Annotated in this window: 10 protein-coding genes; 4 read left to right on the forward strand and 6 right to left on the reverse strand. The window is 69.3% G+C overall.

Going from position 1 to position 14321, the window contains the following annotated elements; all coding sequences use genetic code 11:
- Positions 1 to 98 precede the first annotated feature (98 nt).
- Positions 99 to 1658 carry an NAD(P)/FAD-dependent oxidoreductase gene (locus tag ABZ749_RS14150; RefSeq protein WP_357227472.1) on the forward strand — a complete coding sequence of 520 codons (1560 nt, stop codon included), beginning with the start codon at positions 99 to 101 and terminating at the stop codon, positions 1656 to 1658.
- 37 nt (positions 1659 to 1695) lie between these two features.
- On the opposite strand, the gene ABZ749_RS14155 is transcribed toward ABZ749_RS14150, so the two are convergent.
- Positions 1696 to 2526 (reverse strand): hypothetical protein, encoded by an 831-nt coding sequence (locus ABZ749_RS14155; RefSeq protein ID WP_357227474.1) that lies wholly within the window; start codon positions 2524 to 2526, stop codon positions 1696 to 1698.
- Positions 2527 to 2638: 112 nt separating this feature from the next.
- Positions 2639 to 3298, reverse strand: a complete 660-nt coding sequence (locus ABZ749_RS14160; RefSeq protein ID WP_357227477.1) for a TetR/AcrR family transcriptional regulator C-terminal domain-containing protein — start codon at positions 3296 to 3298, stop codon at positions 2639 to 2641.
- 88 nt (positions 3299 to 3386) lie between these two features.
- Between ABZ749_RS14160 and ABZ749_RS14165 the strand changes: the two genes are divergently transcribed.
- Positions 3387 to 4514 (forward strand): FAD-dependent monooxygenase, encoded by a 1128-nt coding sequence (locus ABZ749_RS14165; protein WP_357227480.1) that lies wholly within the window; start codon positions 3387 to 3389, stop codon positions 4512 to 4514.
- 189 nt (positions 4515 to 4703) lie between these two features.
- Here the strand turns inward: ABZ749_RS14165 and ABZ749_RS14170 are convergent, their stop codons facing one another.
- Positions 4704 to 5567: an alpha/beta hydrolase gene (locus tag ABZ749_RS14170; protein ID WP_357227483.1), complete on the reverse strand. Its 864-nt coding sequence runs from the start codon at positions 5565 to 5567 to the stop codon at positions 4704 to 4706.
- Positions 5568 to 5689: 122 nt separating this feature from the next.
- Positions 5690 to 6535, reverse strand: a complete 846-nt coding sequence (locus tag ABZ749_RS14175) for an SAM-dependent methyltransferase (RefSeq protein ID WP_357227486.1) — start codon at positions 6533 to 6535, stop codon at positions 5690 to 5692.
- Between the two features lie 233 nt (positions 6536 to 6768).
- Between ABZ749_RS14175 and ABZ749_RS14180 the strand changes: the two genes are divergently transcribed.
- Complete coding sequence (locus ABZ749_RS14180) at positions 6769 to 10233, forward strand: ThuA domain-containing protein (protein ID WP_357227490.1); 3465 nt, start codon at positions 6769 to 6771, stop codon at positions 10231 to 10233.
- 104 nt (positions 10234 to 10337) lie between these two features.
- On the opposite strand, the gene ABZ749_RS14185 is transcribed toward ABZ749_RS14180, so the two are convergent.
- Positions 10338 to 10793 (reverse strand): nuclear transport factor 2 family protein, encoded by a 456-nt coding sequence (locus ABZ749_RS14185; protein WP_357227493.1) that lies wholly within the window; start codon positions 10791 to 10793, stop codon positions 10338 to 10340.
- Positions 10794 to 10988: 195 nt separating this feature from the next.
- Here ABZ749_RS14185 and ABZ749_RS14190 point away from each other — a divergent pair, with 195 nt between their 5' ends.
- Positions 10989 to 11633 (forward strand): alpha/beta hydrolase, encoded by a 645-nt coding sequence (locus ABZ749_RS14190; protein ID WP_357227496.1) that lies wholly within the window; start codon positions 10989 to 10991, stop codon positions 11631 to 11633.
- 81 nt (positions 11634 to 11714) lie between these two features.
- On the opposite strand, the gene ABZ749_RS14195 is transcribed toward ABZ749_RS14190, so the two are convergent.
- A partial coding sequence (locus ABZ749_RS14195; protein WP_357227499.1) for a S8 family serine peptidase occupies positions 11715 to 14321 on the reverse strand: 2607 nt, incomplete at its 5' end.

The following is a 14321-nucleotide window of genomic DNA, read 5'->3' on the forward strand; positions in this document are numbered from 1 at the left end:
CGCCGAAGCGAGGACCGGCTAGCACTAAGTGTGACATTCTGCGCGTAACGGGTGGACGCCGCGCCTCAACCATGGCGGTGAACAGGGAGCGCGTCAGCATGAGCGAGCAGAACGGCACGGTGGTCATCGGTGCGGGGCCGGCCGGGCTCACCGCGGCGTACGAGCTGCTCCGGCACGGCCGGTCGGTTCAGGTGTTCGAGGCCGACGAGGTGGTCGGCGGGATCAGTCGGACCGTGGAGCGCGACGGGTGGCGGTTCGACATCGGCGGGCACCGGTTCTTCACCAAGGTGCCGCGGGTGGAGGCGTTCTGGCACGAGATCCTGCCGGACGAGGACTTCCTGACCCGGCCCCGGATGAGCCGCATCTTCTACCGGGGCGCCCTGTTCAACTACCCGCTCAGCGCCGTGAACGCGCTGCGCAACCTGGGTCTGCCCGAGGCCGTCCGCTGCCTCGGCTCGTACGCCCGCGCCCGACTGCGGCCACCACGGGACCAGTCGCACTTCGAGGGCTGGGTGTCGGCCCGGTTCGGCTGGCGGCTGTACTCGATCTTCTTCAAGACGTACACCGAGAAGGTCTGGGGTATGCCGGCGGACCGGTTGCAGGCCGACTGGGCGGCGCAGCGGATCAAGAACCTGTCGCTGGCCACCGCGATCCGCAACGCGCTGCTGCCCCGGCGTCGGCGCACGGACGTGACCAGCCTGATCGAGGAGTTCCAGTACCCGAAGTACGGGCCCGGGATGATGTGGGAGCGCTGCGCCGAGCAGGTCCGCCAGCGGGGCGGGCACCTGTGGACGGGCAGTTGGGTCACCGCCGTGCACCGCGACCCGGCCCGTGGACGGGCGATCAGCGTGACGGTCAACGGCGCGGGCGGGCAGCGTACCGAAGCCGCCGACCACGTGATCTCGTCCATGCCGATCTCGGAGCTGGTGGCCGTGCTGCACCCGCCGGCGCCGCCGGAGGTGCTGGCCTGCGCGGCCGACCTGCGCTACCGCGACTTCCTGACGGTCGCCCTTGTCGTGCCGGCGGAGTTCTCGTTCCCGGACAACTGGATCTACGTGCACGACCCGGGGGTGCGGGTCGGTCGGATCCAGAACTTCGGCTCCTGGTCGCCGTACCTCGTCAAGGACGGCCGCACCTGCCTCGGCCTGGAGTACTTCGTGTTCGAGGACGACGAGATGTGGCGTACCCCGGATCCCGACCTGGTGGCCCTCGCCACCGCGGAGCTGGAGCGGTTGGGGTTGGTCCGACCCGGCGTGGTGGAGGCCGGCTACGTCGTGCGCATGCCCAAGGCCTACCCGGTGTACGACGAGCGCTACCAGCACAACGTGGACGTGATCAGGGCCTGGCTGACCGAGGCGGTGCCGAACGTGCACCCGGTGGGCCGCAACGGCATGCACCGCTACAACAACCAGGACCACTCGATGCTGACCGCGATGCTCACCGCCGAGAACATCGCCACCGGCACTACGCACGACGTCTGGTCGGTGAACGTGGAGCAGGACTACCACGAGGAGTCCTGCGGCGGCGACGGCCGGCGGGGCACCGGCCGGGACGCGCCGGTGGTGCCCAGCCGGATCGTCGCGACGTCGATCAGCGCGCCCGAGGGTGTCGCTGCCGCGGGGAGCGGTGATCAGCCGACGCAGGTGCCGCTGGGCTGACGACCTGCACCGATCGACGTGTGCGAACGACGCCGGTCTAGGCCGATTCTGTGCGCGGCAGGTGCGTGCAGTGGGCCACCGTGGCGTCGTCCGGGGCCTGAGCATCGGGGCCGCTGCCGGCCTGGGCTTCGACCTGCCGGACGCGACGGATGAGGCCGGCTGGCCCGCTGTTGGCGAGCAACTCCAGAACGCCAACCCAGTCGGTAAGGCCGTACGAGGTGACGATGCGACTCGCACCATTGCTGAGCAGCGCGACGCCGGCCAGGCCAGTGAGGAGCCGACTGCCGGTGACCGCCTCCCGCGCCGCGCGCGGATCGTCCTTGGCGAGCCAGTAGCCGCCCGGCTGGTTCCGGCGGGCCCGCAGCGCCGTGACGCACGATGCGCGGATGCGGTCGTACTCCGGCGTTCCTGACGTGACGCCCTCAAGGGGCGCTGAGCACTCGCGCCTGGCGATCACCTCGCGTCCGTCGGTGATGACCTGCGGGCCGGCGTCGACCTGGTCGAGGACGAGGAAGGAGTCCGCGAGCAGGAGCCAGTCCAGGCGACCATGGTGAGCACGGACCATCGCGACGGTGGCCTGCGGGCTGCTGACGTCCGCGATGTCGCAGGTGTCGTCGTGCTCGGCGGCGATCGTACCGATGGCGGTGGCGAGGATCGCGGCGAGATCTGGTTCGTCGCCGCGCGACAGGTGGCCGAGCAGCGCGCCGCCGAGGCGGTGCGTGTACCAGGCGACGCCGTGGGCGCACAGGGACTCGGCTCCCGGAATGCCGGCACCGTCGAGCAGGACGACAGCGCCGGGAGCCGCACCGACGAAGTCCTCGTTCGGTCGATCGGTGCTGCCGGCGCTCGTGGCCAGGCTGACGTCCACTCGAGGGCTCCTGTCTGGGTCCGAATCGCCGTGTGTGGGGTACGGCCAGTCGGGCGGGTCGGGTTGGTGGAGACACGTCGCGGCGGCGAGCCACTGGCCGCAGCGCGACGGATCACGTCGAGCGTTGGCGGGTGATGCCGTCCAGGATGGTGGTGAGGTTGTGGTTGAAGGTCTCCTCGGCGTTGAGGTGAGCGCCGTCGATGACGAGCCGGGCCACTGTTGGGTACCTGCCGGTTTTCAACATGCGCGTGAGGTAGGGGCCGAGGCTGGCCTGGAAGGCAGCCTCGTCGGTGCCGGTGGAACGTGCGGTGCGTCGTTCGGTGACCTCCCTGCGCACCGATCCGACGATGAAGGCGTTGAGGGCGCCCACGGCCCGCTGGAGATCGTCGATGTCGCGCACGGCGGGGGCCGCACTGAGCGCCGCGGCGGTCGCTTCGCCCACGGCGAGCGCGTGTGGTCCCAGGTGTGGCCGTCCGCCGAGCACGTCGGCGAACCACTCGTGGTCAAGGGCGGCGGCGCGGGTCGCGTGGGCGATGGCCAGCACCGTGTCGCGCCACCCGGATCGCCTGCCCACCTCGGCGATCCGGGCGTAGACGACGTCGACCATGAGATCGAGTAGCTCCGACTTGTTGATCACGTAGTCGTAGAGCCGCATCGGACCGACACCGAGCTCTTTGGCGATCTTGCGAAGTGACAGCCCGTCGAGGCCGTGCGCGTCGGCAAGCCCGATCGCCGTAGCGGCGATCTTCTCGCGGCTCAACGGCACCGGCACCGCCCGCGGCTGAGGTTCGGGCCGCTCCCAGATAGGCAGCGGCTCGCTACCGTACGGTGTATCCACAAATACAGTGTACGGTAGTGCCGTGAGAACGCGAATTGCGATCGCCGGTGGCGGACTCGGCGGTTTGACACTGGCTCGGATCCTGCGCCGTCACGGCATCGACGCGGTGGTGTACGACCGGGAGGCGAGCCGATCCGCGCGACCCCAGGGCGGCACCCTCGATCTCCACCCGGAGTCCGGGCAACTGGCCCTGGCCGAGGCGGGTCTGGCCGGCCGGTTCCAGTCGGAGGCGCGGCCCGAGGGCGAGGAACATCGCATCCTCGACCCGACCGGACGCACCCTGGTGCACCACGTGCCACAACCTGGCTCATTCTCCGGACGTCCCGAGATCGACCGGGGCGTACTACGTGATCTCCTGCTCGACTCCCTCCCCGACGACACGGTTGCCTGGCAGCACCGGCTCGTCGCGGCGACCCCACGACCCGCCGAGGGCTGGGACCTGACGTTCCACGACGGTCAACGGACCAGCTGCGACATCCTCATCGGCGCGGACGGCGCGCGCTCAGTCGTCCGGCCGCTGCTGATCGACGTCGAGATGTCCTATGTGTCGACAGTCGTGGAGCTGAACGTCGACGACGTCGACCGGCGGCATCCCGATCTCGCCGAGCTGGTCGGCCCCGGGAACCTGTGGTGTGTCGGCAAGAACCAGATCCTGTCGGCGCAACGTCTCGGCGACGGCGGCCTCCGGGTCGGGATCTCCCTGCGCGCCGAGGACCAACCACTCGACACGTACCGCAGCAAGCAAACCCTGCTGGATATCTTCGCTGGCTGGGCCCCCCGCCTCACCGCACTCATCGAGGCCGCCGACGGCCCGCCGACGCCACGCCGGATCGAGGCGATGCCCGCCGATACGCGCTGGACCAGCCGGCCGGACGTCACCCTCATCGGTGACGCCGCGCACCTCATGCCACCGGTCGGCGAGGGCGCCAACCAGGCAATGCTCGACGCCGCAGAACTCGCCGGCCAGCTCGCCGCCAACCCCGCCGACCCGAATGCGGCGATTCGGACGTACGAACAGTCGATGTTCAGCAGGATTCACCCGATCGCCGAGATGTCCGCACGAGTCCAGGCGATGATGCTGTCCCCAACCGCGGCGGAAGACATCGTCCGCTTCTTCACCCGACCGACGAAGCCCACACGCGCGGAATGACATCTGGCGATATCGACGCGCGTGGAGATGATCGTCGTATGACGACGGATGTGCACAGTGGATTCGGTCTCCGTAAGGCCACCCTGACAGATCAGGAGCTGGGGGATGCCTCGTGGGACTACTGCCGAATTCACGTGAGGTACCAGGCGTCGGGGTACACCCTCTACCTGACCGCGAATTTCCGATGGTTCAGGACAGAAAATGGTGCAGCGCCGCGGTCAGGGCGTCGGGGTTCTCCTCGGCGACGTGGTGACCGGACTCGATCGGCTGGCCGCGGAGATCGGCGGCCCACGGGCGCCAGATGGCTAGCGGGTCGCCGTACAGATCTTCCAGGTCATCGCGGGTCGACCACAGCAACAGAGTGGGGCAGCGGACAGTGCGGCCATCACGCCGGTCGGCTTCCTCGTGCGCCCGGTCGACGCCGAGGCCGGCCCGGTAGTCCTCCAGCATGGCCCGCACGGTGGCCGCATCGTGGATGGCCTGCCGGAACTCCTGGTAGTTCCCGGCTCCCATGCTCTCGGGCTGGGCCTTGCTGGCGTACCAGGCATCGGGGTCGGCGGCAATGGCCCGCTCCGGCTTGTCCGGCTGGGCGAAGAAGAACCAGTGGTACCAGTCATGGGCGAACTTCGCATTGCACCGGGCAAGAGCCTCACTGATGGGCACGCCGTCGATGACCACCAGATGACTGACCGTATCGGGATGGTCCAGCGCCAGGCGCAACGCCACGTACGACCCACGATCGTGCCCAACTGTCGCGAACGTCGGGTGGTCAAGTTCGTCCATCAGCCGGACCATGTCCGCGGCAACCACCCGCTTGGACTGCTGCGAGTGATCCGCGAGAATGCGCGCCTTGCCGGACTGTCCGTAGCCGCGCATGTCGGGGCAGACGACGGTGAACCCGCGATCAACCAGCAGCGGCGCGACCCGATGCCACGTCGACCCCGTCCGCGGATGTCCGTGAATGAGCAGGACCGCAGGCCCGTGTCCCGCATACCGAACCCGCAGTTCCACCTCCCCGACATCGACCCGCTCGTCCTCGAAACCGTCGAACATGCGCGACAAGTATCCGGTCACCCGCCGAGCAAACATCCGTTCACCGACCTGAGCGGTTGCGCGGCGCAGACCACTCGGCAGGCCATTCACGCATCGGCGACGTCATCGATCGGCCCAGGCGGTCAGGGCTTGCGGGCCACCGCGCCGTAGATGGAGGCGTCGGCAAGGGGCGGACGCCGCTCCGGTGGCACCTGCGGTCGCCACTCGGTCACCGGCACGATGCCGGGCTCGGCCAGCTCCAGACCGGTGAAGAAGCGGGCGAACTCGGCGCGGTCGCGGGGAACGGCGTCCTGCTTCATCCGGCCGGAGGCGAACTCGGCGTACATCCGCTCGACGATCTCGGTGAGGATGTGGTCGGTGGTGAAGTGGGTCAGCGCGAGCCAACTGCCTGACGGCAGCGCGTCGAGCAGCCGGGCGACGTGCTCGTGTGGGCGGTCGTCGTCGGTCAGGAAGTGCGTCACGGCGATCAGCACCAGGCCCACCGGCTGGGACAGGTCCAGTGTGGTGCGCAGCTGCGGGTCGGCGAGGATCTTGTCCGGGTCGCGCAGGTCGGCGTCCAGGTAGGCGGTGGCTCCGGCCGGGCCGCTGGTCAGCAGCGCTCGGGCGTGGACCAGCACCATCGGATCGTTGTCGACGTAGACCACCCGGGAGTCGGGGGCGACGGACTGGGCCACCTCATGGGTGTTGTCAGCGCTCGGGATGCCGGTGCCGATGTCGAGGAACTGCCGGACGCCGACCTCCTCGGCCAGGAACCGGACGGCCCGGCCGAGGAAGGCCCGGTTCTCCCGCGCGAGCGTGCGGACCCCTGGATAGACGGTCGCGATCTGGTCGCCGGACTCCCGATCGACGGCGAAGTTGTCCTTGCCGCCGAGCCAGTAGTTGTAGCGGCGAGCCGGATGCACGGTCGTGGTGTCGATCCGGTCAGCACCCCGGCCCTCGGGCAATTCCGACGTGGACGACACCGTCACGAGACCTCCCCAGGTCGACGGGACACACCGCATCCATGGCGTCACCGGACGTGTCCAGAGGGACATCTTAAGCCGTACCCATGGGCCTGCGGGGCCCCCGGCGCACGGACGCCGCAGGGGCGGGAAACCGCTTACCAGAGGGCTATTGACGGTCGTCACTGGCTGTCAGTACCGTGATGCGGGCAGCGAGAAAGCGCTTTCCGACCCCTCACCGTCCGACAGGGAGCGCCCCCATGCCCCGACACCTCCGTGCGTTCTGCCTGATCCTGCTCGCCATCGCCACAGTGGTGAGCACCACCACCGCCCTGCCCGCCGAGGCCGCCCCGCGCTTCCGGGTGTTGGTCTTCTCCAAGATCACCAACTTCTACCACGACTCGATCCCGGCCGGCATCGCCGCGATCCAACAGCTCGGCGCCGCCCACAACTTCGAGGTCGTCGCCACCACCGACGCGGCGGCCTTCACCGACGCCAACCTCGCCACCTTCGACGCTCTCGTGTTCAACAACACCAACAGCCTCCCGACCTCGGGCGACCTGCTCAACGCCAGCCAGCGGGCCGCGTTGCAGACGTTCATCCGCAACGGCGGTGGTTGGGCCGGCCTGCACGCCGCCTCCGCCAGCGAACGTGACTGGCAGTGGTACGAGGGCCTGGTCGGCACGATCTTCGACTACCACCCCGACTTCTCGTCCACCGGCGGGACCTTTCCCGGGCGGGTCAAGGTGCTCGACCGGGCGCACCCCTCCACGCGCAACCTGCCGGAGCTCTGGGAGCAGAGCGAGGAGTGGTACAACTGGCGGACCAACCCGACCGGCAACGTGCACACCCTCGCCCAGATCAAGGTGCGCGACGGGATCAACGGCCTGGACGAGGGCGTCGACCACGCGTACTCCTGGTGTCAGCCCTACGACGGCGGCCGGTCCTGGTTCACCGCCGGTGGGCACGCCAGCTCGCAGTTCAGCAGCGCGACCTTCCTGGAGCACCTGCGCTACGGCATCGAGTGGGCGGCCGGCGCGGTCGCCGGTGACTGCTCGGCCACCAAGACCAGCAACTTCGAACGGGTGGGGCTGGTCACCGAGAACCTGGCCGACCCGTTCGAGCTGGCCGTCGGCCCGGACCGGAAGGTCTACTACATCCAACGCACCGGCGCGCTGAAGGTGGTCAACTCCGACACCCTGCAGGTCACCACGCTGCTGGACTTCGCGTACACCTCGGCGATGACCGACCAGTCCGACGGGCTGCTCGGGATGACCCTGGACCGCAACTTCGCCAGCAACGGCTGGGTCTACCTGCTCTGGTCGGACAAGACCCTCAAACAGCTCAACCTGTCCCGGTTCACGGTCGCCAACAACAGCGTCGCGCTCTCCTCGGAGAAGCGTCTGCTGACCGTCCCCACCTATCGGGGAGAGGGCCGGGCCAACTCGCACATGGGCGGGTCGCTGGCAATGGACACGGCGGGACGGCTCTACGCGGCGATCGGTGACAACACCGACCCCTTCGCCTCCAGCGGCTACACCCCGGTCGACGAACGCTCCGGCCGCGCCGCCTGGGACGCCCAGGGCACGGCCGGCAACACCAACGACCTACGCGGCAAGATCCTGCGGATCACCCCACAATCCGACGGTACGTACACAGTGCCCAGCGGCAACCTCTTCCCGGCCGGCACCGCGAGGACCCGGCCGGAGATCTACGCGATGGGCATGCGCAACCCGTTCCGGATCAGCGTCGAGCCGCAGACCAACGCGGTGCTGGTGGCCGACTACGGTCCGGACGCCCGCGCCGCCGACCCCAACCGCGGTCCGGAGGGGACTGTCGAGTTCAACCGGATCACCAGCGCCGGCAACTTCGGTTGGCCGTACTGCGTGGGCAACAACATTCCGTTCAACGACTACAACTTCGCCACCAACACCTCGGGGGCGAAGTTCAACTGCGCCGCACCGGTAAACAACTCACCCAACAACACCGGCCTGACCACCCTGCCGGCGGCGAAGTCCGCGCTGGTCTGGTACGCGTACTCCGCCTCGGCCCAGTTCCCGGAGCTGGGCACCGGTGGTGGCGGGCCGATGAGCGGCCCGGTCTACGACTACGACCCGACCAATACCCGCACCACGAAGTTCCCCGAGTACTTCGAGGGCAAGTGGATCACCTATGAGCTGACCCGCAGATGGTTCAAGACGCTGTCGATCCACAAGACGGCGCAGACCTTCAGCAACGCGCGCTTCGGCCCGACCGCCGTTGGTGACCTCCAGTCGATCAACGGGATCTTCGGCAACATGAGCTGGATCCAGCCCTTCGAGGCGGAGTTCGGCCCGGACGGTTCGCTCTACGTCATCGACTTCGGCGAGGGCACCGGCAGCGGTCGCGGCGGCAGCAACGCCGGCGCGGGCATCTACCGGATCGACTACGTCGCCAACGGACGGCCACCGACCGCGAAGATCGCCGCCAGCCCGGACAGCGGACGTACGCCCCTCGCCGTGACCTTCTCCTCCGCCGGGTCGTCCGCCGGTGACGGGTCGGCGCTCAGCTACGCCTGGGACTTCACCAACGACGGCAGCACCGACTCCACCGCCGCCAACCCGAGCCACACCTACTCGACGGCCGGAAAGCACACCGCCCGGCTGACCGTGCGCAACAGCGGCAACGGGTTGACCGCCACCGCTGTCACCGACGTGGTGGTCGGAAACACCCGGCCGACGGTCACCATCACCGTGCCCGACGGCGGGTTCTTCGACTTCGGTGACAAGATCCCGTACACGGTGACGGTCACCGACCCGGAGGAGACCACCATCGACTGCGCCAAGGTGACGGTGCAGACGCAGCTCGGCCACGACTCGCACGCCCACCCGCTGGACGTCTACACCGGCTGCTCCGGGCTGCTCGCCACCGAGGCGGACGCCGGTGACGGCCACGGGCCGGGGCAGAACCTCTACACCCTGATCACCGCGCAGTACACCGACGGTGGCGCGGCCGGCGGCGTACCGGCCCTGACCGGCTCGACCCGCGTGCAGTTGCAGCCCAAGAGCAAGGAGGCCGAGCACTTCAGCGCCCAGTCCGGCGTCACGGTCAACGACCGGGCCACCGCCCGCGCCGGCAAGCGGCTCGGCGAGGTCGACCACAACGACTGGGTGGCGTTCGGGCCCGCGGACCTGCGCAACGTCGGCTCGGTGACGCTCGGGGTGACCAACGGCGGGCTCGGCGGCACCATCGAACTGCGCACCGGCTCGCCCACCGGCACGCTGATCGGCACGGCCACCATCGGCTCCACCGGCGGGTGGGACAACCTGGTCTCCCCCACCGTCACGCTGACCAACAAGCCCACCGGCACGAGCACCCTGTACGCGAAGTTCGTCAACGCCGCCCAGGTCGGTGGCACCCCGGACCTGATGGCCCTGGACTGGCTACGGTTCAACGGCGCCGGGGTCAAACAGGAACCGGGCGGGACGTTGTCGCTGGGCGCCAGCCCGACCGGCGGCGCCGCGCCGCTGACCACCACGCTCACCGCCACGGCGACGGCGCCGTCCGGGCAGAGCATCACCGACTACGCGTGGGACTTCGGCGACAACAGCGCCGTCACGCACGGAGCGACACTACGGTCGACGGCGCACAGCTACCCCCGCAAGGGGACCTTCACCGCCCGGGTGACGGTCACCTACACCAGCGGGGAGACCCGCTCGCTCAACCTGACCATCACGGTCAGCTGACCCCGGTAGCCGGCGGGCGGGAGCGTCCCGCCCGTCGGCGCCACCAAGCAGGCCTCGCTCGCCGTGCCGCTCATCGGCCGGCCGATTCCAGGGCTGATCGCCGGTTACGCCCTCGACGGGGGTGCTTCTTGCGGACGCAGTGCGGTCAGGAGGCTGTCGAGTTGACCCCAGGCCCGCGCGCTGGCGATGGGGTCGATGTAATCCCTGGACTCGATGATGAGCCCGTCGCGGATACGCATCACGAAGACGCAGGGCACCGTGAACGCCTCACCCGTCTCGGTTACCCGCCCCTGATAGGCGAACTCGGCGACGATCACCTCCGGGTCCGCAGTCTCATGAACTGTCACGTCGACTGGCTTACGGACCAGCGTCCGGGCGACCGGAGGCGGCGAGGTGAAGTGCTCGTGCAACTCGTTGCGGCTCCGCAGCGGCGGCGGGTTGAGCGGGTGGAACGGATGCGTCACGTGGGTCTGTTCGGCGTACAGGTCGGCCAGGTCGTCGTACGGACCGTCGCAGACACCGTTCACCAGTCGGAGGAAAGTTTCACGTGGGCTGCTCATCCCGGGCTTCCTTCGCGATCGGTAGATGTCACCTGAGCCACGCCGTGGGCTGTCTCCGGGTGGCTGGTACCCCAACGACGGCACCCTACTGACCTCAGCCTCGATCTGACTGTCCCCAAGCGCTTTCCTCGCCCGTATCCACTGCATCGTCACCGACGGAGGCGCGTGTCGTACCTGTGTGTGAGGCTACGAGGCATGGCGACTTTCGTTCTGATCCACGGCGGTGGGGGCAGCGCCTGGGACTGGCATCTCCTTGTCCCCGAGCTGACCAGCCGGGGCCACGACGTGGTGGTTCCGGAACTGCCGATCGAGGACAGATCCGCGGGGTTCGCCGAGTTCTGCCGGACGGTCGTCGACGCGATCGGCGACCGGAGCGACCTCGTGGTCGTCGGGCACTCGTACGGTGCGTTCACCGCGCCGCTCATTGCCGACAAGCTGCCGGTACGGCTGCTCGTCCTGCTCACACCGATGGTCCCCAGACCTGGCGAGAGGCCCGGTGACTGGTGGGCCAACACCGGTTACCGCAGCGCCGAAGGGCTCACTGAGGAGCAGCAGTTCTTCAACGGTGTCCCGGCCGAGATCATCGCGGAGGCAGCATCACACAGCCGGGGCCAGGTCAGCGCCGAGGGCGACGAGCCGTGGCCCCTGGACGCCTGGCCAGACGTGCCGACGACGGTGCTCCTCGCACGCGAGGACCGGTTCTTCCCGGCGGACTTCCAGCGCCGGGTTGCCGCCGACCGACTCGGCGTCGTTCCGGACGAGATCAACGGTGGCCACTGCGTGCCGCTCAGCCACCCGAAGCAACTCGCCGACCGCCTGACCGCGTACCCGCTGACCTGACGGCGTGACCACGGCCGTGCCGTTTTGGAAGCGACGGTGGGGCGGTGCACGTCGGCACCGCCCCCACGCCTGGTTGAACGGTTACTGCCAGGAACTCTGTTGGGTGTAGACGAGGTTGCCGGGGACCACAGTGCCGTTGGTGCTGTACTCGGTGTACGCCCAGAAGTCGCCATCGGCCAGCGGCTTGTTCGGCTTCAGCGTGAAGTTGAAGCCCTGACCGCGCTCCGAGGTGGAGGGCAGCGTGAGGGTGGCACCCGAATACGTGGCGTTACGGCCGATGATGGCGTGACTCAGGTCGAAGTCGACGACCGGAGCACCGGGGTACTGGGCGAACACGTACGCGGTGTAGCGCCCCGGCTCGGGCAGGAACTTGTACGCCTGCTCGGCGCTGGTCCAGTACCTGTCACTGCTGTAGACGAGGGTGTCGCCCTTGTACAGGTAGAGATCGAGGTTCGTGTTCGGATCAGCGGTGTTGGCCTCGACGACGATGCCGGCGGTGTTCGCCGGCACCGTGAAGTCGACCTTCTTCACACCGGTGGCGCTCGGGTCGAACACGCCCCCGTAGACGCCGGCCGGCATCGAGTACGACGTGCGCCGCATCGGCGTGTAACCGGTGCTGCGACCGACGAGCGGGCCGGTGAAGCCCGGCTGGACCATGCCGAACGCGCCGTTGGTCATCCGGGCGAACTCCTCGCCGTCATCCGCGTACGGCCGGGCCGCGATGCCCCACGGACGGGCAGCGACCGGAATCCGGACGCTGTGGGCCTTACCCTGCCAGGTGATCGACCCGGTCACGTACCGGTCCCACGGCGCGCTGCCTCGACGCAGCGTGATGGTGACCGTCGCGGACTTGCCGGGGGCCAGGGTCACCGATGCCGGCGACACGGTGACCTTCATGCCGGGCAGACCGGACACCGACGAACGGTAGGTCTCCCGCTCCTTGCCCACATTGGTCAGGGTGCGGGTGAGGCTCACCGGGCGGGTCCCGTCGTACTCGCGCAACGAGATGGCCGGCAGGTTGAGTGCCTTTCCGTCGGGTTCGGTCGTCTCGCTGAACTCGATCAGCTCGGCCGCTGTGGGCTCGATGACCAGTCCCGGGTCGGTGGCCCGGGGCAGGTTGATGAAGCCGCTGCCCTGCTCCAGGGGGCTGCTGGTGCCGACGGTGTCGGTGGCGGTGGTGCGCAGCGCGGAGGCGACCGCGCCGGGTGACCAGTCCGGGTGCGTGGCGCGCAGGATCGCCGCCGCCCCGGCCACGTACGGCGAGGCCATCGAGGTGCCGGAGTACGCGTCGTACTGTCGCCCGAAGTTGCCGGCCGGTGAGACCGCGGCGATGATGTTCGATCCGGGCGCTACCAGGTCCGGCTTGAAGACGCCGAGGGTCACCTTGTCCGGGCCGGTGGAGGAGAAGTCGGCCACGCTCGGGATGCCGGGGACGCTGGAGCCGTCGCCGCCGGTGCGCAACGACACTGTCGCGTCGGTGGGGTGGCGCATCAGGTAGTTGAACAGCGTGCCGGCCTGCTTCTCGGTCGGCAGGTAGACCACCGGGAAGTTGAAGATGGAGTTGATCCGGTAGTTGCCGACCGGGTCGAACACCACCATCGCCGCCCCGCCCTTGGCCTTGATCTCGGCGGCGGAGCCGAACATGTCGGACAACGCGCAGGCGACGACCTTACCCTTGATCTTGGCGGGGTCCAGGCTTCCGGGCTCGCAGTAGACCGCGCCCAGATCCGGCGAGCCGGCCTGGTCGCCGAAGACCAGCGGCCGTGCGCCTCCGCCGGGCAGGGCGTCCAACGAGCCGCCGACCAGCTTGGTGCCGTCGCCCAGCTTGGCGGTGGCCTCGTCGAGCTTGGTCACCGCCGCGCCGACAGTGGTCACCCAGGGCGCGGCGTTGCTGATGGCTCCACTGACGATGCCGGTGTTGCCGGCCGACGCCGCGACGAAGACCCCGGCCAGCGAGGCGTTGAGGAACGCCACGCCGATGGGGGTGTTGGCCTCCCAGTCGCCGAGGTCGGAACCGATCGAGAAGTTCAGCACCTGCACGCCGTCGGCGACGGCCGCGTCGATTCCGGCGATGATGTCGGCGTCGTAGCCCATGCCACCCCAGAGCACCTTGTAGACGGCGAGCTGGGCATCCGGCGCCACCCCGGAGACGGGGCCGTAGCGGCGACCGTCGATCGTGACGTTCGCGATGGGCAGGCCGGCCGCAGTGGAGGCGGTGTGGGTGCCGTGCCCGGACGCGTCGCGGGGGGACAGGAACTCGCCCTCAGGCACCGAGCCACCGCCGGCGAGCCACGAGTCGGCGAAGTACCGGGCACCGACGATCTTGCCGTTGCAGTGCGCGGCCACGAAGGCCACACCGGTCTGGCAGGTGCCGCGCCAGTTCGCGGGAGCGGGCATCGTCTTGGCGAACGACGCGCTCTCCGGCCAGATTCCGGTGTCCAGGACGCCGATCACCATGCCCGCGCCGGTGCCGGGGCCGGGCTTGGCCGGCCGACCGGGACGGTCCGTCGGCGCCGACTGGTCCGCGCCACCGGGGGTGACGGGCGTCGGGTTGTCGGCGGTCGCCGTGCTCGCGGTGGGCGGCGCGGAGGGGGCCACGTCGTCGGCGGTCGCGGTCTCGACACCGGCCTCGGCCAGCGCCGCGCGCAGGCCGTCGACCGCGTCGTCCGCGGCGATCACCCCGACCGA

Source organism: Micromonospora sp. NPDC047753 (assembly GCF_040642735.1).
Taxonomy (GTDB): Bacteria; Actinomycetota; Actinomycetes; order Mycobacteriales; family Micromonosporaceae; genus Micromonospora.

What these genes read in the sequence shown, in the direction of transcription:
- ABZ749_RS14150 (WP_357227472.1), top strand. Translation starts at nt 99, where the DNA reads ATGAGCGAGCAGAACGGCACGGTGGTCATCGGTGCGGGGCCGGCCGGG.
- ABZ749_RS14170 (WP_357227483.1), bottom strand. Translation starts at nt 5,567, where the DNA reads ATGTTCGACGGTTTCGAGGACGAGCGGGTCGATGTCGGGGAGGTGGAA.
- ABZ749_RS14180 (WP_357227490.1), top strand. Translation starts at nt 6,769, where the DNA reads ATGCCCCGACACCTCCGTGCGTTCTGCCTGATCCTGCTCGCCATCGCC.
- ABZ749_RS14185 (WP_357227493.1), bottom strand. Translation starts at nt 10,793, where the DNA reads ATGAGCAGCCCACGTGAAACTTTCCTCCGACTGGTGAACGGTGTCTGC.
- ABZ749_RS14190 (WP_357227496.1), top strand. Translation starts at nt 10,989, where the DNA reads ATGGCGACTTTCGTTCTGATCCACGGCGGTGGGGGCAGCGCCTGGGAC.